Raw genomic sequence first — 25479 nt, forward strand, 5'->3', positions numbered from 1 at the left:
CTTCAGGTTCCGGCGGGCAGATTTCTCTAAAAAAAAGCGGTACGGCATTGATAAACCGAAATGTTCTGCTTTGCTTTATTCCGTTCCGGGTAAAGCGCGTGATGGGTACAAGACAGGAGCTAAGAATAATGAACGACATGTTCAGGGCCTGAGTCAGGATAGCTTACTTTTTTCGAGCGCTTACACAGCGGCGTATTCGCCTCTATCAAACATTAACTGATAGCGAAGATCTAAATGATTACAATGAAAATGAAGATGATACCTGTTCTGGTATCTGCAACTTTTATGGCCGGGTGTACTGTCGTGCCGGGGCAAAATTTATCCACTTCGGGAAAAGATGTCATTGAGCAGCAGGACAGCAATTTTGACATCGACAAGTACGTTAACGTTTATCCGTTAACGCCAGGCCTGGTGGAGAAAATGCGTCCTAAGCCACTTGTGGCACAGGCTAATCCGTCGTTACAAACCGAAATTCAGAACTACGAATACCGCATCGGCATCGGTGATGTTCTCACCGTCACCGTGTGGGATCACCCCGAACTCACCACGCCTGCCGGTCAGTACCGTAGCGCCAGTGACACCGGTAACTGGGTCCATTCTGACGGCACGATTTTCTATCCTTACATCGGCCGCGTCCGTGTTGCCGGCCGTACCGTAGGTGACGTGCGTAATGAAGTGGCGCGTCGTCTGGCGCAGTACATCGAAAGCCCCCAGGTTGACGTCAGCATTGCCTCGTTTAAGTCACAGAAGACTTACGTGACCGGTGCCGTGACGACCTCAGGCCAGCAGCCTATCACCAACGTACCGCTGACCATCCTGGATGCGATTAACGCAGCGGGCGGCTTAGCGGCGGACGCAGACTGGCGCAACGTTATCCTGACCCACAACGGCCGTGAGCAGCGCGTGTCACTGCAGGCCCTGATGCAGAACGGCGATCTGAGCCAGAACCACCTGCTTTATCCGGGTGACATCCTGTATGTGCCGCGTAACGACGACCTGAAAGTGTTTGTCATGGGCGAAGTGAAACAGCAGGCCACCCTGAAAATGGACCGCAGCGGTATGACCCTGGCTGAAGCGCTGGGTAATGCGGCAGGCATGGATCAAACCACGTCCGACGCGACCGGGGTCTTTGTTATCCGACCGACGCGCGGCTCCGATCGCAGCAAAATCGCCAATATCTACCAGCTGAATACCAAAGATGCGGCATCCATGGTGATGGGTACCGAATTCCAACTTGAACCTTACGATATCGTCTACGTGACATCGACGCCGCTGACGCGTTGGAACCGCGTGATATCGCAGTTGATACCAACCATAGCCGGTGTTAACGATGCGACGCAGGCTGCACAGCGCATCCGCAACTGGTCGAACTAAGGTTTCGCCATGATTAAGTCCGTGTTAGTCGTCTGCGTAGGCAACATCTGCCGCTCTCCTACGGGAGAGCGCCTGTTCAAACGCGCGCTGCCGCACCTGCCTGTGGCCTCCGCCGGACTCGGCGCCCTGGTTGGGCACGCGGCGGATAAAACGGCGACGGAGGTGGCAGCCGAAAAAGGCTTATCGCTGGAAGGTCATGAGGCTCAGCAGCTAACGGCCAGCCTGTGCCGGGAGTATGACCTGATTCTGGTGATGGAAAAGCGCCACATTGAACAGGTAAACCGCATCGATCCGGCTGCACGCGGCAAAACGATGCTGCTTGGGCACTGGCTCAATCAGAAGGAAATTGCGGATCCGTACAGAAAAAGCCGTGAGGCCTTTGAAGAGGTTTACGGGTTACTGGAACACGCCACTCAGAAATGGGTCAGCGTACTAAGCCGATAGTTGGGATTATCCATGAATATAAAAAACAAAGTCATGACCGCGCCGCGCGAGGAATCGAATGGGTGGGATCTGGCGCATCTTGTGGGACAGCTTATTGATCACCGCTGGGTTATCGTCGCTGTCACCGCCTTTTTCATGCTGGTAGCAACGCTCTACACACTGTTTGCGACGCCTATTTACAGCGCCGATGCCATGGTTCAGGTGGAGCAGAAGAATACCAGCACCGTCCTGAATGAATTACAGACGCTGATGCCCACGACGCCAGCATCGGATACCGAAATCCAGATTCTTGAATCACGCATGGTGCTGGGAAAAACCGTTCAGGATCTTGGCCTGGATGCAGTGGTTTCACAGAACTATTTCCCGGTTATCGGCAAAGGTCTGTCGCGCCTGATGGGCAACAAGCCTGGCAATGTTGCGATCTCCCGTCTGGAGATTCCGCGTACGATCGAGAAGCGCAGTGTTGAGCTCGAGGTTACGGGTAAAGACAGCTATACCGTTTCTGCCGATGGCGATGAGCTGTTCAAAGGCAAAGTGGGGCAGTTCGAAAAACACGGCGATGTGAGCATGCTGGTCAGCGATATCAATGCGGAGCCGGGCACCACGTTTACCGTCACCAAACTCAACGATCTGCAGGCAATTAACAGCATCCTGTCTAACCTGACCGTTGCAGACAAAGGGAAAGACACCGGCGTACTGGGACTGCAGTATGTGGGTGAAGATCAGGAGCAGATCAGCAAAGTTCTGAACCAGATCGTGAATAACTACCTGTTGCAGAACGTGCAGCGTAAATCCGAACAGGCCGAGAAAAGCCTGGAGTTCCTGAAACAGCAACTGCCGGAAGTGCGTGGCAAACTGGATCAGGCGGAAGACAAACTTAACGCCTTCCGCCGTGAGAACGAGTCCGTTGACCTGTCGCTTGAAGCTAAGTCTGCGTTGGATTCATCCGTTAGCGTGCAGAGCCAGCTTAACGAGCTGACGTTCCGCGAAGCCGAAGTTTCGCAGCTGTTCACCAAAGATCACCCTACCTATCGGGCCCTGTTAGAAAAGCGTAAAACGCTGGAAGATGAGCAGGCGCAGCTGAACAAGAAAATTGCGCAGATGCCGAAAACTCAGCAGGAGATTCTGCGTCTGACCCGCGATGTGCAGTCAGGTCAGGAAATCTACATGCAGTTACTGAACCGCCAGCAAGAGCTGAGCATCAGTAAGGCCAGCACCGTGGGTGATGTTCGCATCATCGATCAGGCCGCCACGGCAAACTCGCCGGTTGCGCCGAAAAAGCTGCTGATCATCGCAGCCAGCCTGATTCTGGGGCTGATGGTGTCCGTCGGTGTGGTTCTGCTTAAAGCGCTGTTGCATCACGGAATCGAGAACCCGGAACAGCTGGAAGAGCTGGGCATGAACGTCTATGCCAGCGTACCGCTCTCTGAGTGGCAGCGTAAGAAGGATACCGAAGCACTGGCGCGTCGCGGTCACAAAGGCAAAACCGATCCGCATGAGACGCTGTTGGCACTGGGTAATCCAACCGACCTCTCTATTGAAGCGATTCGTAGCCTGCGTACCAGCCTGCACTTCGCCATGATGGAAGCGAAAAACAACATTCTGATGATCACCGGCGCCAGCCCGGGTATTGGTAAAACCTTTATCTGCGTTAACCTCGCTACCCTGGTGGCCAAGGCCGGTCAGAAGGTGTTGTTTATCGATGGTGACATGCGCCGCGGTTACACCCACGAACTGCTGGGGGCGGACAATAAATCCGGTCTGTCTAACGTCCTGTCTGGCAAAACCGAGTTTACGCCGACCATGATTCAGCAAGGGCCATACGGTTTTGATTTCCTGCCGCGCGGACAGGTTCCACCGAACCCGTCAGAGCTGTTGATGCACCGCCGCATGGGTGAGCTGCTGGAGTGGGCAAGCAAAAATTATGATTTAGTCCTGATTGATACACCGCCGATTCTGGCCGTAACGGATGCGTCCATCATCGGTAAGTTGGCCGGTACCTCGCTGATGGTGGCGCGTTTTGAAACCAACACCACAAAAGAAGTGGATGTCAGCTTCAAACGCTTCGCGCAGAACGGTATCGAAATCAAAGGGGTTATCCTGAACGCCGTGGTACGTAAAGCGGCTAACTCGTACGGTTATGGTTATGACTACTACGACTACGAGTACGGTAAACCAACGAAAAGCTAAGAGCTGAAAGAAAAGGGGCGGGTTTGACCGCCCCTTTTGATCCCTGGCTCAAGATAACGACACGTAACGATTTGCACAGGTGATTCTGGATACAACGCACAATAAGCGACGAGCTAACGTCAATCATCAGAATTCATCATCAACACGCTTTTGTCTGTCGCGATGTCGGCGCAGACCTGCTGAGAGATCAACCCGGAAGGTAATCAGCACAGGCCACTGTTGGCATGAGAACTTGTGGATTTAAGGAATCACACCATGGCTCCATATTGGTATATATCAGGGTTTTTGCTGCTGATTTCGCTGTTCGAAATCCTGGTGAAAAAAGACGAACGCACAAATTATATTTTGACCTGGCTGCTGTGCTTTGCGGCCATTATTCTGATCGTATTCGGGGGGATTCGTGGCCTCGGCACCGGCATGGATGACTTCCAGTACCGCAGTTTCTTTGAGGACTTTGTACGGCGCATTCAGATCAACGGTTTTTTCAATACCGTCGCGTTTTTCCGCTACGAACCGCTGATTTTTGCGATGGCGTGGATAACGAGTCTGTTTTCGCATAACGCCAGCGTGTTTCTGTTCGTCTTCTGTGCGATTGCGGTATCCATTAACGCCTTCTTTTTCAGAAAGATGTCGCCTTATCCGGTACTGGCGCTGGCGCTGTATTCGGCGCACATCTTTATTAACAAAGACATCAATCAGATACGTTTTGGCTTAAGCTCCGCCCTGTTCCTCGGCGTGCTGTGGACGATCTACCTGAAGCGTTACTGGTGGGCCTTTACCTTTTTTATCCTGTCGTTCATGAGTCACAACACCGCCGTTATGGTGATAACGCTGGTGCCTTTCCTGTTTATTCGTGACTGGCGCTGGTGGCCGGTGGTGATCATCGTTGTCAGCCTGCCGCTCTCGGTCGTCGGGGGTTCAAGCTTCATCGCCCTGATTGCCGGACACCTCGGATCGCTGGGGGAAAGGGCATCGGGCTATAACAACGATCCCTCCTATGCAATGGATGGCAGCATCCTGTCAGTCTCGAACCTGAAGAACATCATGCTGGTGTTTATTTTCTTCTATTTCATGCTGACTGAAGAACTGAAGCGCGAAAACTATGCCCAGTATCGTCTGAACTACTTGCTGATTTTAAGTTTTGCTATCGGCGGGGCGATCCGCATCTTCCTGTATAACTTCCCGTCAGGTTCGCGTCTTTCCAACTATTTGCAACAGGTTGAACCCATCATTCTGACCTCGCTTATCTATCAGGCCAGACGCGTCTGGAAGCCGGCGCTGTTTGGCATGCTGTTTTTCTTCCTGCTCTATTACCTCTACTACAACACCATCTCAACCAAGCAGGCGGTTGTAGGGTACGAAGTGGCCCAGGAGTTCTGGCTGATTCGGTAACGGACCCGGCGGCGCGCCCCCAGTGAACGGCTTCACTTCGCGGGGCGGTCGCCTGTAACAACACAGGTTTTTCTTCGGCGTTTGTCGATTGAATTGTTTATTTTTGAATACTTTAATGAGGTGCTGGCAATGAAGGACATTCGTTTCTCTATCGTAATTCCGGCTTATAACGCGTCAGAATCGATTGTCACGACGCTGGATTGCGTTAAAGCACAAACGTATCGCCATTTCGAAGTCATCATCGTGGATGACAAATCTGCCGATGCCGCCGCGCTGGCGGAAGTGGTGCGCAGTGAGCGCTATCAGGACCTGGACATCAACCTGGTCTTGTCTGAGGTGAAACTCAACGGTGCCGGCGCGCGTAACAAAGGCATTGAGCTGGCAACGGGCGACTATGTTAGTTTTCTGGATGCCGATGACGAGTGGCATGCCGACAAGCTTCTGCAGGTCAGTGAAAAGATTGCGGAGCTGGAGGCGCAGGGTCAGCACAATACCATTATCTTCAGCCAGGTAAATATCTATCAGGACGGTGCGTTCCTGAAGGTTATGCCGATGCAGCCTCCGGCAAAAAACGAAACTGTCGCAGAGTATCTGTTTGGCTGTTATGGCTTTATTCAAACCAGCACCATCGTGCTGAAGCGTGAAGATGCCGCTAAAATTCAGTTCGATGCGCGTTTTATCCGCCATCAGGACTATGACTTCTGCATCCGTGCCGACCGCATGGGTTACCGGTTTGAAATGATCGCCGCCCCGCTGGCCAACTACCACCTGGTGACGAAGTTTGGCTCCAAACACAAAGGTGAATCGGTCAAGTACTCCCTGTTCTGGCTGGATACGATGAAACCGCACCTTACCGCACGAGATATTCACACCTACAAAGCATTCAAGCTGCCCCTGCGCTACAAAATGGACGGTAACTCGCTGATGGCGAGCGTCAGCTTCGCGCGCTACTTCCTGCTCACCAATAAAGATAATCGCACCTACTTCCTGAACCGCGTGAAAGACAAACTGAAAGCGCGGTTGGGTGGCGAAAAGGCACTCTCCTGATTCTATTGAATGTCGTGACGTTTTAACGCTACCGGAAGGTTATCTGGTGGCCCCGTCTATTTTATTTATTCAGGTATGAAAATGAATAATCACTCTGGTACCGTCGGCATTGTCATGCCTATGTATAATGCCCGCGAGACGGTATTACGCGCTGTACAGTCCGTCATCAATCAAACCTATCAGGACTGGCACCTGTATCTGATCAACGATAAATCCACCGATGATTCACTCGCGTGGGTGCGCGAGCAGTGCCAGGACCCGCGTATTACGATTCTCGACAATGCGGTCAATATGGGCGCGGCCGAAACCCGCAATGTGGGATTACGTGCTTCGCAAGAAGAGGTGATCGCTTTTCTTGACAGCGATGACGAATGGCACAGTGATAAGCTTCGCCAGCAGATGCAGGCTATCGCCGATGGGGACAATCTGGTCATCACGGAATACCATTACAAAACCCGCAAAGCTGACCACGATATTCGCTATACAAAGCCTTACCTTAAGCAGGACAGCTATGTCAAAAAGCAGTATCGGGTGTGCTTCTCATCCGTCTGTTTCCGCCGTCCGCCAGGCGGGATTTTATTTGAGCGAAAAGGTCACGAAGACTTCCTTTTCCTCTACGAACTCTTTAATCGCTACAAACAGGCCCGCGTAATTCAGAGTATTCTGGTGAATTATTACGAGTTAGGGAATTCCCTCTCGCGTAATAAAAACAAAGCCGCCAAATGGCACCTCGAACTATTAAGAATTATCTATAAAAACAATCCGTTAAAAATCTATTACTATTACGCCTGGTATATGGTGAATGGTGTGCTGTTTAGCCTGAAACACCGTTAAGCCGATCGGCAGGATTGTGTATAAATTTGAGGTGGATAACGTTTCATGAAAAAAATCGTCCTGGTGATCAAAGACGCTTACTCGTATGCGGGCACCGAAAATATCTGTAACTTTATGTCGGAATGTCTTGGTGATGCGCATGAGGTCACCATCTACTCACTGGAGGGGCACGGCGAACCCTTTTACCCTTTCGACAAGGTCAAGCAGATCGTCAGCTTCGAAGGTGAAAGTAACCCCATCAAACGTGCCGTGGCGCGTATTCAGCAGGAAGGCTTCGACACCGTGTTTTTAATCAGCATGGGTCGTCTGAGCGTGATGTTTGCTTTCTGGAATCTGATGACGCTGAAAAAGAAGCGCTTCAAGGCCTATGCCTGTGAGCACGTTGCCATCAACTCCTTCAGTAAACCCATTAAGTTCCTCAAGTTCCTGCTACTGCGCTTCTACGACCGCGTCATTGTCCTGACGGATAAAGATCATCAGGTCTTTCAGCGCTGGCACATCCCCAGTCAGGCCATTCCTAATCCGGTGGTGTACAAATCCTGGCACCGTACCACGCGCCATCGTCAGGCGCTGGCGGTCGGCCGTCTGGACAATCAGAAAGGGTTCGACCTGTTACTGGATATCTGGCGTGACTTTTCCAGAGCGCATCCTGACTGGACGCTGGTGATTGCCGGCGACGGTGAGTTGCGCCAGCAACTACAGGATCAGGCAGCCGTGCTGGGCATTACCTCCAGCGTGAATTTCGTCGGTAAGGTCAGCAATATCAACGATTACTATCGCGACAGCGATATGGCGCTGATGACCTCCCGTTACGAAGGTTTGCCGCTGGTGCTCCTGGAAGCTAAATCCTGGTCGCTGCCGGTGGTGGCCTATGACTGTCCGACAGGTCCACAGGAGATTATTAATCACGGCGAAGACGGTTTCCTGGTGCCGATGAACAAGAAAAGCGAATTTCTGGCGCGGATGGAACAACTGGCCAGCGACGATGCACTGTTCTATGCCATGAGCGAAAAAACCCAGCAAACCGCGCTGAAGTTTGACGGTAAACAGATTAAACAAAGCTGGCTGGCGTTGGTGTAAGGGCTGAAGACGCTCACTTTTGATGTGCCTCATGGGACACCTTTTATGGCTGAGTTTACGGCCTTCATGACGACGGGATTAATTGCATGAAAAGAAGAGAAGTCTTGCAAACCGCAGCCTCCGCCCTTGTCGGCGCGCTCTCCGTGAGCACCTTTTCCAGCTACGCGGCCAAAAACACTGGCCTGGCGCTCAAGTCGGTTGATGCAAGCGCGGTACCCAAAGGCGATGTTCCGATTCTGACGCCTGAAAATGTCTACGCGATGCCGCCGCAGTTCTGGCAAAACTTCCAGGGAAAACTGTGGATCGGTAAATCGGGAAGCGATGCCAGCCAGGCGGGTAACCAGATCCCCGTGTTCCTGCGCGATGCCAGCGGCAAGCTGGCACAAATCACCCAGCCGATTACCCTGAATAAGGGAAATTTTGACCAGTTTGTAAAGGATAATGCGGCGCTGATCGCGAATCCGTCTCACTCTATGGCGCTGGAAGACAGCAACGGGCAGATGGTCTTTAACATTCCGGATGTCAGCCAGCCGGGCCAGGCTGCCTTTAGTCAGCGTCTGGCACAGCCTGCGGGTTATCAGCTAATCGGTGAGATCCCCTCGGTGGACGATCTGCGCAAGACGCGACCGCTGTTTGAAGGCGCGAAGATCAAGCTCAAAAGCTGGCACCCCGGCCTGGAAGTGGGGGGCGGCGAATTCGTCGGCAGTTTCCAGCCGGCGCAGGACGATCAGGGGGTGATTTTCAGCGGCGACGGTTTTCACTGGCGTCGCGTAGTCGATGACTATAACCGACTCTCGCTGTTTGACTTTGGCGCTATCGCCGACGGCAAAACCGACAGTGCGCCCGCGATTAAAGCGATGTACCAGTGGTCGCAGCAGAGCGATCAGCCTATCTGCGTACAGTTCCCTGCGGGCACGTTCTTCGTTTCCGCCTGTAACTTCGGTGAGGAGCAGCGCCGTTTCTTCCGCATCTCCGGTGCGATGGTCAACTTTGGGTATTTCCCGGCGACCAGCATCGTCTCCGACGGCAAATCGCCGTTTGTTTTCGAGGTCAGCGCCCGCTGGGTGGAAATCTCTAACCTGATTTTTAACGGCAATACGGATACGCATCCCAATAAGCAGGGATTGTTCCGTAATACCTGCCCGGGCGGACAGTTTTTCCGTGGGGCCTGCCTGCGCTTCAACCAGGTTGGCGGCACCGCGCTCAGCCTGCTGGATACGCTGGATTGTAAGATTGACCAGTGGTACGCCTCAGCCTGTACGGGCGACGTGATTCAGGCCGGCTGGTCTGGTCAGAAAAAGGGGAACTGGGACCACAGTACGGCGATTGAGCTGTCAAACTTTAACGCCCAGCACTGTAAAGGCGGCAAAGTTCTCAACCTGCCGCGCTGCAGCCAGTCGCTGATTCACAACGGCTGGATTGAGCACTGTGATAATCCCGGCGATATCTCAAACGGTCAATGGATTATCGATGCCTTAAGCCTTGAGGACTGCAAGAACCCGCTGATTGCCTGGCACTCCCGCCTGAATACGCGTCAGACCAACCTGCAATCCGGCAGCTGGATTGACAACTCAGAGCAGGGCGATCGTTGGCTAAGCGCCTGGGAAATGGGATCGACCCGCGTTGAGTCCTACGGCGTCGCGATCGATGGCAGCCTGAAATATAACTATCTGACCTCACGCTGGCTGTTGGAAAACAACACCAATCAGGCCGTGTGGTTTGAACTGGGCAATCTTTATTCCCCCACCGTTGGCGACTCGTGGGAAATCGAAATTTTTGGACAGTCGCAGTTCAATAACGGCACGGACGGTGAGCCGCTGATGAACCTCATCAGTGGGAAAAACACCGGCGGCCGGGCGGTTATTCACGTTCAACGCAAGAAAGACCATGCTGAAGCCAGCTGGTCGGCGGAAGGCAGCAGTCCGGTGGTGGATGTGCGCTACGTCGCTAAAACCGATACCGACACGCAGGTTTTCATCAGGCTGGCAGGCTGGACGCCTTCGGCAGCGGTGATGATCAAGAGCACGGCGAAAGATCGCTTTGTCACCGGCCGCTGTGCGCGGGTCGATGCCAAAATGACCCAGGCTGCGCCGGACAGCGGCAGTCATGCCGCGCCGCAGCGCTTTAGCCTGCATAACGGTAAAGCGGGCGTGGGCGCGAATGAGCAGGGGGATTTATTGCTGGCCTCCCGCGCGTTGTCTGATGACAAGGTGGATACCAGCAAACCTGAAGGATTCGTGTCTGTCGTTATTAACGGTAAGCAGGTCGCCTTACCGTATTTTGCGATTAAATCGTAGTCAGAGAGGGCTGCCCTGATACGGCAGCCAACACCAACAGCATCTGGGATGTTGGTGCAGGATTTTTATTTGCTGTTTTTCTCCCTATTCATTTTGCCCGTTTCGGAACTGGGCGGTTGGTAGAATTAGAAAAAATTATTCGGAGTTTTTATGAAGATTTTATTGGTGGGTAACCATACCTGTGGGAATCGTGGGGATGGCGCGATTCTGCGTGGACTGATTGATTCAATTCAGGCCGCGCGCAACGATGTGGATATTGATGTGATAAGCCGTTATCCAACCAGCTCCGGTTATCTGCTTCAGCAACATATTCAGCAGGATAAGCTATTCCTGCACAACAACTCCTCGGGTAAGGGCCTGATTGGCTCTGTTAAACGCAAAGTCGCTAACCGACTGATGCCGAATATCATGATGGCGCATCTGGGCAAGGGTGGACCCTACAAATCCTTCTCCGTGCCGCCACACCTCAAAGCCTTCACGGAAAGTCTGGCGCAGTACGATGCGGTCATTCAGGTGGGCGGTTCATTCTTTGTCGATCTGTATGGCGTGACCCAGTTTGACCATGCGCTCTGCGCGCTACTGGCTAAGAAGCCGCTTTACCTGATTGGCCACTCCGTTGGACCTTTCCAGAACGCCCGCACTAATCAACTGGCCAACTTCGTGTTTGACCGGGTTGACCGCCTTATCTTGCGTGAGTCCGTTAGCCTTGACCTGATGAAGCGCGATGGCGTGACCAGCTCAAAGGTGATGCCCGGTGTGGATACGGCCTTCCTGGTACGTGCCCGTCACGTTGAAAACCCCAGCCACAGTCTGCAGCACTGGCAGAGCGTGATTCGCACCCGCAAAACCATCGCGATTACGGTCCGTGAACTGGCGCCGTTTGATAAGCGTCTGGGCGTCACGCAGCAGGAATACGAAGCCGCCTTTGGTCGCGTGATCAACGCCATGATCGCCAGCGGTTATCAGGTCGTCGCCTTATCTACCTGTACGGGCATCGACAGCTACGCCAAAGATGACCGTATGGTGGCGCTCACTTTGCGCGATCGCGTTGAGCAGCCAGAGCACTACCACGTTGTAATGGATGAATTTAATGACCTCGAATTAGGTGTCCTCCTCAGCGAGTGTCACCTGACCATCGGAACCCGTCTGCACTCTGCCATCATCTCAATGAACTTTGGTACGCCAGCGGTCGCCATCAACTATGAACACAAATCCATGGGCGTCATGAATCAGCTAGGTCTGCCGCAAATGGCTACCGATGTTCAGAGCCTGATGGACGGTTCGCTGATTGATAAAGTTCAGGCTATCCTGGCCGACTACGACACGATCAAGCAAAACGTCGAAACCGCCGTGGCGCATGAAAGGGAAGTAGGTAACAGAATCACTGAAGAGATTCTAAACGTAATAGGATGATGTGATGAAACTGACTTTTTTCACGATGCGTTTCCCGGTTGCCTCTGAAACCTTTGTTCTCAACCAGGTCACTCATTTTATTGATGCCGGTTACGACGTTGAGATTATCTCGGTATTTCCGGGAGACCTGGTCAACCGCCACGGCGCATTTGACGAATATGGTCTGGCGGCAAAGACGCATTACCTGTTACCCGAAGAAAAAATTTCCCTGACGGACAAGCTGGGACAGCGGCTGAAACTGGTTCTGCCCAAAATCACCAAAGTGTCGTTACTCCGTTCCCTAAACGTGCGCCGCTATGGCGCACAGTCCAGTAAGCTGCTGCTGCCGGCGATCGTTGCCAATGCGCGTCAGACCTATGTCGCGGATGTTTTCCTGGTGCATTTCGGCTATGCCGGGGCGCTGGCGAATAAACTGCGTGAACTGGGTATCCTGAAAGGCAAACAGGCAACGGTGTTTCACGGGGCGGATATCTCTCGTCGTCACATCCTCGACGAGCATAAGCAGGATTACCGTAATCTGTTTCAGCAGAGTGAGCTGATGTTGCCCATCAGCCATCTTTGGCAGAACAAGCTGATTGAAATGGGCTGCCCGCCTGAAAAAATTCACGTTACCCGCATGGGAATTGAACCTGAAAAATTCAATTTCCAGCCGCGTAATGCCTTCCATACGCCGTTGCGCATTGTTTCCGTTGCCCGTCTGACCGAAAAGAAAGGACTGGATGTGGCGGTGAAAGCCAGCGCCATTCTGAAACAGCGCGGTGGCCAGTTCCAGTACACCATCATTGGCAATGGCGATCAGGATCAGATGATGCGTGACTTTATTGCGCGCGAAGAGATGGACGACTGCGTGACGATGCCGGGTTTCAAACCTCAGGAAGAGATCCGTCAGGCCCTCAATGAAGCCGATATCTTTCTGCTGCCCTCTAAAACGGCTGCAGATGGCGACATGGAAGGCATTCCGGTTGCGCTGATGGAGGCGATGGCGGTAGGGCTGCCGGTGGTCTCCACCTTCCACAGCGGCATTCCGGAACTGATCGAAAATAACGTTTCTGGCTGGTTAGTGAAGGAAGATGACGCCGAGGCGCTGGCCGAGACGCTGCTGAAATTGTCAGAAGGCGCGGTGGACGTGGCACCGGTTGTTGCCGCAGCCAGACATAAAGTTGAAACCGAGTTTAATCAGCACATCGCGTATCGCGAGCTGGCACAGATTCTGGAGCAAATGGTTTGAGTGGAATAAAGTCACAGGCGATTTGGTTGTTTGGCAGTACCTGTTTCTCTGCGGTATTACAGGTTGCTCAACTGAGTATTCTCGCCCGTAAACTCGAAACCCATGAGCTGGGGCTGTTGGCGATCATCAACGCTATTTTAGCGGTGGCGGGCGTGCTGCAGGACATGGGCATGAGCAGTTATCTGGTCCATCGCCAGAATATTACCCGACGCGAACAGAGCACCATCTATTGGGTCAACGTCTCGCTCAGCTTATGTACCGGCGTTGTCATGCTGCTGATTGCCTGGCCTGTTGCCTGGTTCTATCATCTGCCGGAACTGGTAGGGTTGATTATGCTGACCAGCCTGAACTTTCTGGTGCTGGGACATCTTTCGCAATATCAGGCCCACTACATTAAAACCAAACGCATGGTGTCGCTGGCGAAGATCGAAATGGGCACCAAACTGTTTGCCTTCCTGTGCGTGGTGGCGATGCTGGAGTTTACCTCGCTGACGGTGGCCGCCGCGATTCTGGGGCTGTTTATTAACGCCTTTACCCGCATCCTGTGCATGATCGCGCTGGGTGAGAAGTCATGGCGTCCCACATGGGAGTTCGATAAACAGACTTTTTTTAGTGCGATTCGTTACGGTATCTATCAACTGGGTTCGCAGACCATTAACCAGCTTCGTACTCAGGCCGATGCGCTGGTGGTAGGTAAAGTGATGGGGGCAGAAATGCTCGGCGTCTATTCTCTGGCGAAAGAGCTGGTGCTACAGCCCCTGAAGTTGGTTTCGCCGGTGATTAACCGTCTGGCGCTACCGCGCTTCGCGGAAAAACAGCAGGATCCCGAGCAGTTGAAGAAGCTGTTCCTGAAGGGCACGCTGGTGATTATGCTCTTCAGCAGTGCCATGTACCTTGCTATCGGTATCTTGTCTCCGGTCATCGTACGCATTCTGTATGGTGCGTCTCACGAGCAGGTTTATCATCTTATCCCGCTGATGCTGCTGTTTGGCATGCTGCGTCCGATGGGTGGACTGACCGGCGCCATTTCACAGGCGAATGGCCGAACCAACGTGGAGTTCTACTGGAACATCGTGGCCAGCCTGGTCGTCATGGCCGTGCTTGCGACCACCTTTATCTGGCCAAACGTGCTCTACGTCGCGCTGACGTTGTCGATCTCACAGGTGCTGATTTCCGCGCTGGCGCATCCGTTCTTTATCAAGCCGGTTATTGGTATTCGCTTCATCCCTTATGCCCGACAGTGGGTATCTGTATCGGTCCTGTTTGTGGGGCTGATGCTGCTGGTAAATCACTTTGACCTTTTCGTGATGCCAGAATGGTTTGAACAGTGGCTGTGATGCCAATAACAACGGGCGACTCAGGTCGCCCGTTTCTTTTTATGGTTGGCACCAAAAACGGCGACGTCAATTTCTCTGCCGCTCATGTGGTCGGCCTTTATTGTTTGTGTTAACTCAGTTTATGGGGATGTTTACTCTAGGTAAAATCCCGAATTTGTAAGATTTCACAGCGAGTTAGTGTCGGCTTTTCAGATAAAGATTATACTTCCTTTTCCGGTCCATCCGGCATAATTGACGCATGTCTTCACTTCATTAGATGGAATAACTATGACCAAGCTTAAAGCAGTAATCCCGGTTGCGGGTCTCGGTATGCATATGCTTCCGGCGACTAAAGCCATTCCGAAAGAGATGCTGCCTGTCGTGGACAAGCCAATGATTCAATACATCATTGATGAGTGTGTTGCAGCAGGGATCAAAGAGATTGTGCTGGTCACCCATGCGTCCAAGAATGCGGTAGAAAACCACTTCGATACCACCTATGAACTCGAAGCCCTGCTGGAAGCACGCGTTAAACGCCAGCTGCTGAGTGAAGTCCAGTCAATCTGCCCGCCGGGCGTGACCATCATGAACGTGCGTCAGGCGCAGCCACTGGGCCTGGGGCATTCTATTCTCTGCGCGCGTCCTATGATCGGCGACAATCCTTTTGTGGTTGTCCTGCCTGACGTGCTGTTGGACGATTCCACCGCTGACCATTTACGATATAATCTGGCGGCAATGGTTGCGCGTTTTGAAGAGACCGGTCACAGCCAGGTGCTGGCAAAACACCTCACCGACTACGATCTGTCTGAATACTCAGTGATCACGACTGAGCAGCCGCTGGAAAACCCAGGTGATGTCAGCACGATTACTGACTTCGTTGAGAAACCTGAGCACCCGGCCGAGTTAAACTCAGACCTGGCAGCGGTGGGACGCTACGTGCTTTCAGCCGATATCTGGGCTGAGCTGGAGCGTACCGAACCGGGCGCATGGGGCCGTATTCAGTTAACGGATGCTATCGCCAGCCTGAGTAAGAAAAAAACGGTCGATGTCTCACTCATGACGGGTCACAGTTTCGACTGCGGACGTAAAATGGGTTACATGCAGGCATTTGTCTCCTACGGTCTGCGCAATAACGCACAGGGCCGCGACTTCCGCGAAGCGATCGAGAAAATTCTGGCGAAGTAATCAACTATCATTCGCCGCGGCTAACGCGGCAGAAAGGGAGAAGAGATGGCTATTTTGGTAACGGGCGGGGCAGGTTATATCGGCTCCCACACAGTGCTGGCACTGCTTGAGCGCGGTGATGATGTGGTGGTACTGGATAATCTGTGCAATGCCTCGCGTGAGGCCATCAATCGGGTTGAGAAACTCGCCGGCAAGAAAGCAACGTTTATCGAAGGCGACGTTCTTGACCGCGCCTGCCTGCGTGACCTGTTTGCCTCCCACAGCATTTCTGCCGTGATTCACTTCGCCGCTCTTAAAGCGGTGGGTGAATCCACGCGTATGCCTCTGGAATACTACGAAAATAACGTATCCGGTACGGTCGTACTGCTTGAAGAGATGCGCAACGCGGGCGTCTGGAACTTCATTTTTAGTTCTTCCGCTACCGTTTATGGTGCCAATGCCCCGGTGCCTTACGTGGAAACCACACCGATTGGCGGCACAACCAGCCCATATGGCACCTCTAAGCTAATGGTCGAATTTATCATTCGGGATTTCGCCAAAGCTGAGCCGAAGTTCAAAACCATTGCGCTGCGTTATTTTAACCCGGTCGGTGCGCATGAGTCGGGCGAGATTGGCGAAGACCCAACCGGTATCCCTAACAATCTGCTGCCTTACATTGCCCAGGTCGCTATAGGTCGTCTGGATAAACTCGGCGTGTTTGGTGGTGACTACGATACGCCAGACGGCACCTGTCTGCGTGACTACATCCATGTCGTTGACCTTGCTGAAGGCCACTTGAAAGCGCTGGACCACCTCGATAAAATTGAAGGCTATAAAGCCTATAACCTGGGTGGTGGGAAAGGCTTCTCTGTGCTGGAAATGATCAAGGCGTTTGAGCAAGCCTCAGGCAAGCCCATTCCGTTTGAAATCAAGCCGCGTCGTGATGGTGATCTTCCGGCATTCTGGGCGGATGCGTCGCTGGCCAACCAGGAACTGGACTGGCGGGTTTCGCGTGGTATCGATGCGATGATGCGCGATACGTGGAACTGGCAGTCGAAGAATCCGGAAGGGTTTCGGTAGAGTACTGTAATAAAAGCACTAACCCCATATTGTTCAATAGCTTAATAGTTAATTGAACAAATGGGGTTTTTTTGTTAATTATCATTGTCATATAACACAGTCATGACTGACTCGATTGGACCCGATAGCCCCAAAACTGCGAAGCGCTGTCTGTTATTTATACAATACTTAATAGGGTAAAGAGACGGGACTTGGTGTTTTTGAGAAAAAAATATTAAAATAAGTGTGTAAACTGTTTAATTTTGTGCCAATCACAAGGTTGAAATTACAAATTTGTCAAAAACTCGCTTTTTAAAACTTGTTTCACGGCTTGGATAGTACGAGAATCGTAAAGTTTTATCGATAGCGCTGGGTTTTCAAAATAATAACCCGGCAAAACAACGCCATTGAGTAATGCAGTCTATGCTTAACGATGGCTTAAACTACGTTCACGCAGGTGGTTGCGATAGCCAGGGGCGGTAGCGTGGTTAAATATGACAACTCACCAGTGGTGCATACATGCAAGAGATCGTTTGCGTTTTTCTAAGTGCATTTGCGTTGCTCTTCATTGCGCGCAAAGTAGCTCGCAAAGTCGGGCTGGTTGATAAGCCTAACGACAGAAAACAGCATAAAGGACACATTCCACTGGTTGGTGGCGTTTCGGTCTACTTATCATTATGGATACTGTACATTATGCAGCCGGGTTGGTTACCCGACTTCACCATTTATATGTTCTGCGCTACTGTGCTTTTAGCCGTAGGCGTACTTGATGACCGTTTCGACCTGCCCGTGATGCCACGCATAATGATTCAGGCACTGATGGCTTGCATCATGATGTGGAATGGATACTACCTCTACTCGCTAGGTAATGTTCTCTTTGGTTTTCAGTTAGTTTTAGGGATCTTTGGTTATGCTGTCACACTATTCGCTGTTATAGGTGCGATTAACGCGTTTAACATGGTGGACGGAATCGATGGGCTATTGGGTGCATTGTCATGTGTGACCTTTGGCGGATTAGGCATTGTGTTTGGACTCGGTGGTAACCAGCACCTGGCGCTGTGGTGTACCTGCCTCATGGCCGCTTGTCTGCCTTATATATTGTTAAATCTCGGTATTCCATGGGGTAAAAAGTTTAAAGTCTTCATGGGCGATGCAGGAAGCACGCTAATCGGTTTCACAGTGATTTGGCTACTGATATTGGCCACTCAGGGAGCGGACCCGGTGATGCGACCCGTTACCGCACTGTGGCTTATTGCCGTACCTCTAATGGACATGGTGCGGGTGATGACAGCACGCATTCGTCGTGGTTCAAGCCCATTTAAACCCGATCGTGAGCATCTACATCATCTCCTTATGCGAGGTGGTTTAACCGGGCGCGGCACACTCGTTGTTATGGTTGCATGTGCGGCGATGCTTGCAGCAACAGGAATTGGCTTTGATGCTTTTGGCCTCAGTGACTGTTTGCAACTGATCTTTTTCATTGGCATCTTTTTTACATTCAACGCTATCATTTATAAGTCAGCGCGTTTCCATAGGGTTAATCAAATTAATCTGACAAATCAGAATGATAACAATGTATTTGCAGACAAATATTGATGCGTGTTTTATGAATGTTTTCAAATATGATAACGAATTTTTTTGTGGCTTGAAGTTTATCTTCATGTGAAAATTTAACGGCATTTTGAATTAGATGTTAGATGTTTAAAAATCTTTTCAGAATGTAGTACTAAAACAATATTCTGGATAGCGAACGTGAAAATTTTAGTTACCGGTGGTGCGGGATTTATTGGATCTGCTGTAGTAAGGCATATTATCGAAAATACTCAAGATACTGTGGTTAATGTTGATAAACTGACGTATGCAGGCAATCTTGAATCTCTAAAAGAAATCGATAGCCATGAACGCTACGCTTTTGAAAAAGCGGATATATGCAATGCAAGTGAGATGGCGAGTATTCTTCAGCGTCACCAACCTGATGCTATCATGCATCTGGCAGCTGAAAGTCATGTAGACCGTTCAATTACAGGTCCGGCGGCGTTCATTGAAACGAATATTGTAGGTACATACACTCTACTTGAGGCAACCAGACAATACTGGCTTCAACTTGATAGTGTTAAAAAAGAAAAATTTAGATTTCATCATATCTCAACGGATGAGGTTTATGGTGATTTGCCACATCCTGACGAGGTTGAGTTTGGGTCTGAATTGCCACTTTTCACTGAAGATACGGCCTATGAGCCGAGCAGTCCCTATTCTGCGTCAAAAGCATCGAGTGATCATCTGGTCAGAGCCTGGTCACGTACGTATGGGCTACCGGTAATCATAACGAATTGTTCGAATAATTATGGCCCATATCATTTTCCAGAAAAACTTATTCCGTTAGTCATTCTTAATGCGGTTGAAGGTAAGCCGTTGCCGGTTTATGGCAAAGGTGATCAAATCCGCGATTGGTTATATGTAGAAGATCATGCCAGAGCACTTGTCGTCGTGGTTAAAATGGGCAAAGTGGGTGAGACATATAACATTGGTGGTCATAACGAGAAGAAAAATCTCGATGTAGTGCATACTATTTGCGATTTACTGGATGAAATCTATCCTAAAAAAGTCTCTTATCGTGAACAAATTACTTATGTAAAAGATCGCCCAGGCCACGATCGCCGCTATGCGATTGATTCAAGCAAAATAGCGCGTGAACTGGGATGGAAGCCATTAGAGACATTTGAGAGCGGGATTCGTAAAACAGTAAAATGGTATTTAGCTAATACACAGTGGGTAAGCAATATTAAAAGTGGTGCTTACAAAAGCTGGATTGAAGAGAATTACGGAGATCGTCAGTAATGGATATCCTGTTGTTGGGGAAATCGGGGCAGGTAGGTTGGGAACTTCAGCGTGCTCTGGCTCCTTTGGGAAATGTAATTGCGCTGGACAGACACTCCAAAGAATATTGTGGCGATTTAAGTAAGCCCGAAGAATTAATAAAAACAATTCGCCATATCAAACCTGGTATCATCGTCAATGCCGCAGCTTACACAGCAGTAGATAAAGCTGAGTCTGAACCTGAACAAGCTTATTTGATTAATGCTCACTGCGTTGAAATGATTGCGAAAGAAGCGCAGAAAATTAATGCCTGGGTTGTTCATTATTCTACTGATTATGTATTTTCAGGAATAGGCGACAGCGCATGGTCTGAATCCGATATTACCCGCCCAATAAATACTTATGGTGCAAGTAAACTTGCGGGTGAGCAGGCATTAAGTACCTATTCAACTAACTATCTGATTTTTCGAACCAGTTGGGTCTATGCAGCGAAAGGACACAACTTTGCAAAAACTATGCTGAAGTTGGCCATGCAAAGAAACGAACTTTCTGTAATAGACGATCAGTTTGGTGCACCTACTGGGTCGGAACTCCTGGCTGATTGTACTGCTCATGCTCTTAGAATGGCATTGAGTCAGGCTGACGTCGCAGGTATCTATCATCTGACTGCAAGTGGTACAACGTCCTGGTATGAATATGCATCATTGATATTTGATGAGGCACGAAAAACAGGTGTTGTGCTGTCTCTGGAAAAACTCAATGCTGTAGCAACCAGCGCTTATCCCACTCCAGCTAGACGACCTAATAATTCCCGGTTAAACAATACCCGTTTCCAAGAGGTATTTGGATTAAGGTTACCTGAATGGCAGTTAGGTGTTAAGCGTATGCTAAGTGAAGTTTTTGCAGCGATTCCGTAACAATAACAAACTGATTGCCTGATTTCAGGCTGATTGTGCTTAAAGAGATAAATGAATGGCAAAGCGTAAAGGAATTATTCTTGCAGGTGGATCTGGAACACGCCTCTATCCCGTTACAATGGCCGTCAGTAAGCAATTGCTGCCTATATACGATAAACCCATGATCTACTATCCGCTGTCAACATTAATGCTGGCGGGTATTCGTGACATTCTAATCATCAGTACTCCACAAGATACTCCACGTTTTGAGCAACTTTTAGGTGACGGAAGTCAATGGGGACTGAATCTTGAATATAAGGTTCAACAAAGCCCAGATGGACTTGCTCAGGCTTTTATTATTGGTGAAGAATTTATAGGCAATGATAATTGTGCATTAGTTTTAGGTGACAATATTTTTTACGGTCATGACTTGCCAAAATTAATGGAAACAGCAATAGAAAAAGAAAGCGGGGCGACGGTATTTGCTTATCACGTCAACGATCCTGAGCGTTACGGTGTTGCTGAATTTGATAAAGACGGGAAAGCCATTAGCCTTGAAGAGAAACCAGCTAATCCGAAAAGCAATTACGCCGTAACAGGTCTCTATTTTTATGACAATCGGGTAGTGGACATGGCAAAAAATCTCAAACCATCATCTCGTGGTGAGTTAGAAATTACGGATATTAATCGTCTTTATCTCAAGCAAGGGGATTTATCTGTAGCAATGATGGGGAGAGGCTTTGCCTGGCTTGATACGGGTACACATCAGAGTTTGATTGAAGCGAGTAATTTTATACAGACAATTGAAGAACGTCAGGGATTAAAAATTTCATGCCCTGAGGAAATTGCATACAGGAAAGGTTTCATTGATCGAGAGCAGGTTGCAAAACTTGCAAAACCACTTGAAAAAAATCAATACGGCCAATATCTGATGAGAATGATAAACCAGTAATACTTGATTATTTAGCTAGTTTTATCATCTTAAATAAAAATCAGCCTTTAAGAAACTTATCATACAGATTGTAAATATGAATATCCTAAGAACAGATATTAATGATGTAATGATTATTGAACCAAAAGTATTTGGTGATGATCGCGGGTTTTTTTTTGAAAGCTTTAATAAAAAAATTTTTGAGGAAGCAGTCGGTTACGAAGTAAACTTCGTTCAAGATAATCATTCTAAATCGAAGAAGAATGTTTTACGCGGACTTCATTTCCAGAAATCACCCATGTCACAGGGTAAATTAGTTCGCTGTATTAAGGGTGAAGTTTATGATGTTGCAGTAGATATCAGACCGGACTCAGTTTCTTTTGGTAAGTGGATAGGTGTTTATCTCTCAGCTGAAAATAAAAAACAGTTATGGATTCCAGAGGGTTTTGCCCATGGATTTTATACGTTAACTGAAGAGGTAGAATTTGTTTATAAAGCAACAGACTATTATTCTCCAGAAAACGAAAGATGTATAAAATGGGATGATAAGGATTTGAATATTACCTGGCCTCTTATGGATAGTGTCATGCCTGAGTTATCAGTAAAAGATGAGAAAGGAAGTTCTTTTAAATCAAATTTTACTAATTTCATATCTGTATAACACAATGAGTTTGATAAAAAATAGCATATTTAATCTGTCAGGGTTCATAATACCGACTATTGTAGCTATTCCGAGTTTGGGTATTTTGGCACGTACGCTTGGAACTGAGCTTTTTGGAATTTTTACGTTAGCATTTGCTGTAGTAGGCTATGCAAGCATATTTGATGCAGGGCTAACACGTGCGGTTATAAGAGAAATATCTTTATACAGACATGATGACGATGAGCAAGTTAAAATAATATCAACAGCATCAGTTTCTGTTTTAGCATTAGGATGTATAGCGGGAGTAATACTTTACTTTATTACTTCTTATGTCCCGGGCTTTTTGAATGTTTCAACAGTAAATGTGAGTGACGTTCAATCATCATTTAAAGTGCTAGCGCTAACGATACCCGTTTTTTTATTGAATCAGATATGGTTAGCTTATCTTGAAGGGCACGAAAGGTTCGCTGTAATTAATATCCAGCGCGCACTAAGTAGCTCCTCTATAGCAGCAATACCTGCGATTTTAGTGTTGCTGCATAATAGTCTTTATTATGCAATTTTAGGGTTACTAGTAGGTCGGGTTATTTCACTAATAATGAGTTTCTACTTTAGCCGTGAAATTATTCTCAGAGACTTTAAATTAAGTAAAGAAACTTATCTTCGGCTATTAAAGTTCGGTGGATGGATTACAATAAGCAATGTGATATCACCTGTCATGGTCTATTTTGACCGGTTTGTGATATCGCATCTGCTCGGCGCAAACAAAATAGCATATTATACAGCGCCTTCAGAAGCCGTCTCTCGTCTCTTAAACATTCCTACAGCACTTTCCAGAGCGCTTTTTCCTAAACTAAGTGCGGGCAACGCTGACAGAAAAAAACTTGAGAAATTGAGTTATTTATTAATGGCAGGATGTTGTTTGCCCATAATTATCATCGGCATTCTATTTGCCGAAAAGATACTGGTTGCCTGGATGGGAAGTGATTATGCCGGAGAACCTGCAAAAATATTAAAGATCCTTTTAATTGGTTTTTTATTTAATGCGATGGCACAAATTCCATTTTCGAAAATACAAGCTATTGGCAAGGCACACATTACGGCAAGTCTTCATATGTTAGAATTAGTACCTTATTTGCTAATGCTTTATTATTTAACTGTTAATTATGCGCTGACAGGGACTGCCATAGCATGGAGTGTGAGGGTAATAGTAGATTTTTTCGCTTTATTTTATCTTTCAAGGAAATTAGATGCAGAACGTTGACATAGCAATGGCAACCTATAATGGTGAAAGGTTTATAGCTGAGCAACTGTTGTCTATACAAAAACAAACTTATCCTTACTGGACCTTGTATATCAGTGACGATGCATCTACCGATAACACGATTAAAATTATAAAAGATTTTGCATCTACTGATTCTAGAATAAAATTAATTAATACAGAAAGGCAAGGCGGTGTAGTCAATAATTTCAACAGAGCTTTACTGGCTACGGATGCAGAGTATGTGTTGCTTTCAGATCAGGATGACTATTGGCCTGAGCAGCGGCTCAATAATTTATTAACAGCAATGATGGAAAAGCCTCAGGATAATGTCGCAATGGTGTTCAGCGATCTTACTTTGGTTGATGAGAATTTAAATACTGTATCTGAAAGTTTTTATAAATCGAGATCTATAAATCCTACAGAAAATATTAACTGTAATACGCTGATTTGGAAATGCAGCGTGTACGGTTGCTCCGTAATAGTTAATAGAAAACTGCTTAAAAAATGCTTGCCTATGCCCGAAGGAATTACAATGCATGATAACTGGCTGGCGCTGAACGCTGCCACAGAGAGTGGACTCTATTTCTACAATCATCAGACTATTTTATACCGTCAACATAGCAATAACGTTGTAGGTGGGGCAGGTAAAACATTATGGGCAAAAATAACTACGCTTCCTTTAACAATTAAGAAAGTAATAAATTACAGAAAAAAAATAACGCGCCTGATCAGTGCAGCAAAAAAAATCGAAGGAAATGAATCCCTTCATCCGGTTTGTACTTCGTGGATATCGGACGTTTTTTTTGCTTTTAAATATATTATGCCCGCAGTTTTATTTGAGAACAGGAAAGGATTTGCCTTTACTATGTTCTTAGCTTTTGTGGTAAGCAGATGATTTATTTTACTTATTTTGCGATAACACTCGTTTTTTCATTGTTTAGGCATAAAAAAAGCGAAAGAATAACTTGTCTTATTATTACTTTGTTGGTTTTTTGTTTTTCTTATCCAGCCGGAAATGACTGGATAGGTTATTTTCAAAATTATGATTGTTTGCAAAATAATCATTGTGATAACAACGCTCCACAATTCGAACCTGGGTTCAATCTTATAGTCTATGTATTTGGAAGCTTAGGGTTTCTAGGCTATAATATAGTTATTGCCATATTTAATATCTATTGCCTTGATAAGTTTTCAAAACAATTCGAAAATAAAGCATTTATATATTTTGCAATGCTTAGTTTCATGTATTGGATGCTTTATCTCGAAGCAGTAAGACAATCGATAGCAATTTCATTGTTATTATTAGCAATACCTTTCCTTTTTAGAAGGAAAATAATAAGTTATGTACTATTGATTTTGTTAGCCAGCACCGTACACACAACAGCCATTGTATGTTTGCTTTTTATTTTCCCAATAATTTCGCCAAGACTTTCGAGATTGAGTTCTTTATCGACACTGCTATTTTCATTAGCATTTCTATTTATTCCTTTTATAATTTTAAATGTCGTTTTTTCATTGTTACAACCTGGTTCACTTGTGTATGAAAAATTAAACTTTTATCTCACCTCTGAAGCTTATCGCCCACAACTTTCAGCTGGTGTAGGTACCCTATTTGATTTCATACTAATAGTATTACTCTTTTTATGCTATAAGCAAATAAAACGCAAAGATGAATGGCTTACTAATCAGCGCCTAAATTTAGTTTTACCAGGTATTATACTTTATATAAGTTTTGCTATAATTATTGGCAAAATGATGCCTGTTATGACAAGAATAGGATGGTATGGGCTGCCATTTGTTATAATAATGCTTAATACGAAAATTTCAGACTCTGTTTATTTCGATAAAATTAAAAGCACAGCGTCTTTTCCTGTTACAAAGTTAATGATTTATCTTTTTCTGATTGCGCAAGCTGCGCGCCCCATGCTTTATGAGCATTCACGATATGGAATAATGAATCAGGAAACTATCTTTCAGGCAGCTAATTACCTTAATGATGAAGGGCTTTACATTAAAGCGCAAAAAAAATGCGCAGTACTACATGAGATGGGGCTTGAATTCCTGTGTTCAATATAATGGTTAACATGTGG

The 25479-nt window shown here is 48.0% G+C and carries 21 protein-coding genes; all 21 read left to right on the forward strand.

The window, feature by feature from the left end; translation table 11 throughout:
- Positions 1 to 234: 234 nt before the first annotated feature.
- The 21 genes from QLG08_RS01985 (at position 235) to QLG08_RS02085 (ending at position 25465) form a co-directional block, all read left to right on the forward strand.
- Entirely contained in the window at positions 235 to 1374 is a 1140-nt protein-coding gene (locus QLG08_RS01985) for a polysaccharide export protein (RefSeq protein ID WP_013026384.1), read from the forward strand.
- A 9-nt stretch (positions 1375 to 1383) separates the two neighbouring features.
- Positions 1384 to 1818: a protein-tyrosine-phosphatase gene (locus tag QLG08_RS01990; protein ID WP_013026383.1), complete on the forward strand. Its 435-nt coding sequence runs from the start codon at positions 1384 to 1386 to the stop codon at positions 1816 to 1818.
- Positions 1819 to 1830: 12 nt separating this feature from the next.
- Positions 1831 to 4008, forward strand: coding sequence for a tyrosine-protein kinase Wzc (gene wzc / locus QLG08_RS01995; RefSeq protein ID WP_014594083.1), 2178 nt, complete (start codon positions 1831 to 1833; stop codon positions 4006 to 4008).
- 255 nt (positions 4009 to 4263) lie between these two features.
- Positions 4264 to 5400: an EpsG family protein gene (locus tag QLG08_RS02000; RefSeq protein WP_014594082.1), complete on the forward strand. Its 1137-nt coding sequence runs from the start codon at positions 4264 to 4266 to the stop codon at positions 5398 to 5400.
- A gap of 129 nt (positions 5401 to 5529) precedes the next feature.
- On the forward strand, positions 5530 to 6447 hold the full coding sequence (locus QLG08_RS02005) for a glycosyltransferase family 2 protein (RefSeq protein WP_014594081.1): 918 nt from the start codon (positions 5530 to 5532) through the stop codon (positions 6445 to 6447).
- An 81-nt stretch (positions 6448 to 6528) separates the two neighbouring features.
- Entirely contained in the window at positions 6529 to 7281 is a 753-nt protein-coding gene (locus tag QLG08_RS02010) for a glycosyltransferase family 2 protein (protein WP_014605450.1), read from the forward strand.
- Between the two features lie 45 nt (positions 7282 to 7326).
- Entirely contained in the window at positions 7327 to 8361 is a 1035-nt protein-coding gene (locus QLG08_RS02015; protein ID WP_013026378.1) for a glycosyltransferase family 4 protein, read from the forward strand.
- Between the two features lie 86 nt (positions 8362 to 8447).
- Positions 8448 to 10658: a phage tailspike protein gene (locus QLG08_RS02020; RefSeq protein ID WP_029570273.1), complete on the forward strand. Its 2211-nt coding sequence runs from the start codon at positions 8448 to 8450 to the stop codon at positions 10656 to 10658.
- 150 nt (positions 10659 to 10808) lie between these two features.
- Positions 10809 to 12071, forward strand: coding sequence for a colanic acid biosynthesis pyruvyl transferase WcaK (gene wcaK, locus QLG08_RS02025; RefSeq protein WP_013026376.1), 1263 nt, complete (start codon positions 10809 to 10811; stop codon positions 12069 to 12071).
- Between the two features lie 4 nt (positions 12072 to 12075).
- On the forward strand, positions 12076 to 13299 hold the full coding sequence (locus tag QLG08_RS02030) for a glycosyltransferase (protein ID WP_072404059.1): 1224 nt from the start codon (positions 12076 to 12078) through the stop codon (positions 13297 to 13299).
- Positions 13296 to 14636: a lipopolysaccharide biosynthesis protein gene (locus QLG08_RS02035; protein WP_013026374.1), complete on the forward strand. Its 1341-nt coding sequence runs from the start codon at positions 13296 to 13298 to the stop codon at positions 14634 to 14636. Before QLG08_RS02030 ends, QLG08_RS02035 begins: the two co-directional genes overlap by 4 nt.
- A 267-nt stretch (positions 14637 to 14903) precedes the next feature.
- The gene (gene galF, locus QLG08_RS02040; protein ID WP_014594076.1) at positions 14904 to 15800 is read left to right on the forward strand and encodes a UTP--glucose-1-phosphate uridylyltransferase GalF; all 897 of its coding nucleotides are present in this window, start codon (positions 14904 to 14906) and stop codon (positions 15798 to 15800) included.
- A 45-nt stretch (positions 15801 to 15845) separates the two neighbouring features.
- Complete coding sequence (galE, locus tag QLG08_RS02045) at positions 15846 to 16859, forward strand: UDP-glucose 4-epimerase GalE (RefSeq protein ID WP_022623396.1); 1014 nt, start codon at positions 15846 to 15848, stop codon at positions 16857 to 16859.
- Between the two features lie 498 nt (positions 16860 to 17357).
- Positions 17358 to 18434: a UDP-N-acetylglucosamine--undecaprenyl-phosphate N-acetylglucosaminephosphotransferase gene (gene wecA, locus QLG08_RS02050; RefSeq protein ID WP_210452795.1), complete on the forward strand. Its 1077-nt coding sequence runs from the start codon at positions 17358 to 17360 to the stop codon at positions 18432 to 18434.
- Between the two features lie 156 nt (positions 18435 to 18590).
- The gene (gene rfbB, locus QLG08_RS02055) at positions 18591 to 19676 is read left to right on the forward strand and encodes a dTDP-glucose 4,6-dehydratase (RefSeq protein WP_041455858.1); all 1086 of its coding nucleotides are present in this window, start codon (positions 18591 to 18593) and stop codon (positions 19674 to 19676) included.
- A complete protein-coding gene (gene rfbD, locus QLG08_RS02060) occupies positions 19676 to 20572 on the forward strand; it encodes a dTDP-4-dehydrorhamnose reductase (RefSeq protein ID WP_015699944.1) in 897 nt (298 codons plus the stop codon). The genes rfbB and rfbD overlap by 1 nt, the downstream gene beginning before the upstream one ends.
- Positions 20573 to 20627: 55 nt before the next feature.
- Entirely contained in the window at positions 20628 to 21503 is an 876-nt protein-coding gene (gene rfbA, locus QLG08_RS02065) for a glucose-1-phosphate thymidylyltransferase RfbA (RefSeq protein WP_015699945.1), read from the forward strand.
- A gap of 76 nt (positions 21504 to 21579) precedes the next feature.
- Positions 21580 to 22143 carry a dTDP-4-dehydrorhamnose 3,5-epimerase gene (gene rfbC / locus QLG08_RS02070; protein WP_064352349.1) on the forward strand — a complete coding sequence of 188 codons (564 nt, stop codon included), beginning with the start codon at positions 21580 to 21582 and terminating at the stop codon, positions 22141 to 22143.
- A gap of 4 nt (positions 22144 to 22147) precedes the next feature.
- The gene (locus QLG08_RS02075) at positions 22148 to 23389 is read left to right on the forward strand and encodes a flippase (protein WP_210452792.1); all 1242 of its coding nucleotides are present in this window, start codon (positions 22148 to 22150) and stop codon (positions 23387 to 23389) included.
- Positions 23376 to 24284, forward strand: coding sequence for a glycosyltransferase family 2 protein (locus QLG08_RS02080; RefSeq protein ID WP_210452791.1), 909 nt, complete (start codon positions 23376 to 23378; stop codon positions 24282 to 24284). Before QLG08_RS02075 ends, QLG08_RS02080 begins: the two co-directional genes overlap by 14 nt.
- The gene (locus QLG08_RS02085) at positions 24281 to 25465 is read left to right on the forward strand and encodes an EpsG family protein (RefSeq protein ID WP_210452790.1); all 1185 of its coding nucleotides are present in this window, start codon (positions 24281 to 24283) and stop codon (positions 25463 to 25465) included. The genes QLG08_RS02080 and QLG08_RS02085 overlap by 4 nt, the downstream gene beginning before the upstream one ends.
- The last annotated feature ends 14 nt before the right edge of the window (positions 25466 to 25479 follow it).

Origin of the sequence: Pantoea sp. V106_11 (assembly GCF_029967885.1) — a bacterium.
GTDB lineage: Bacteria > Pseudomonadota > Gammaproteobacteria > Enterobacterales > Enterobacteriaceae > Pantoea > Pantoea ananatis.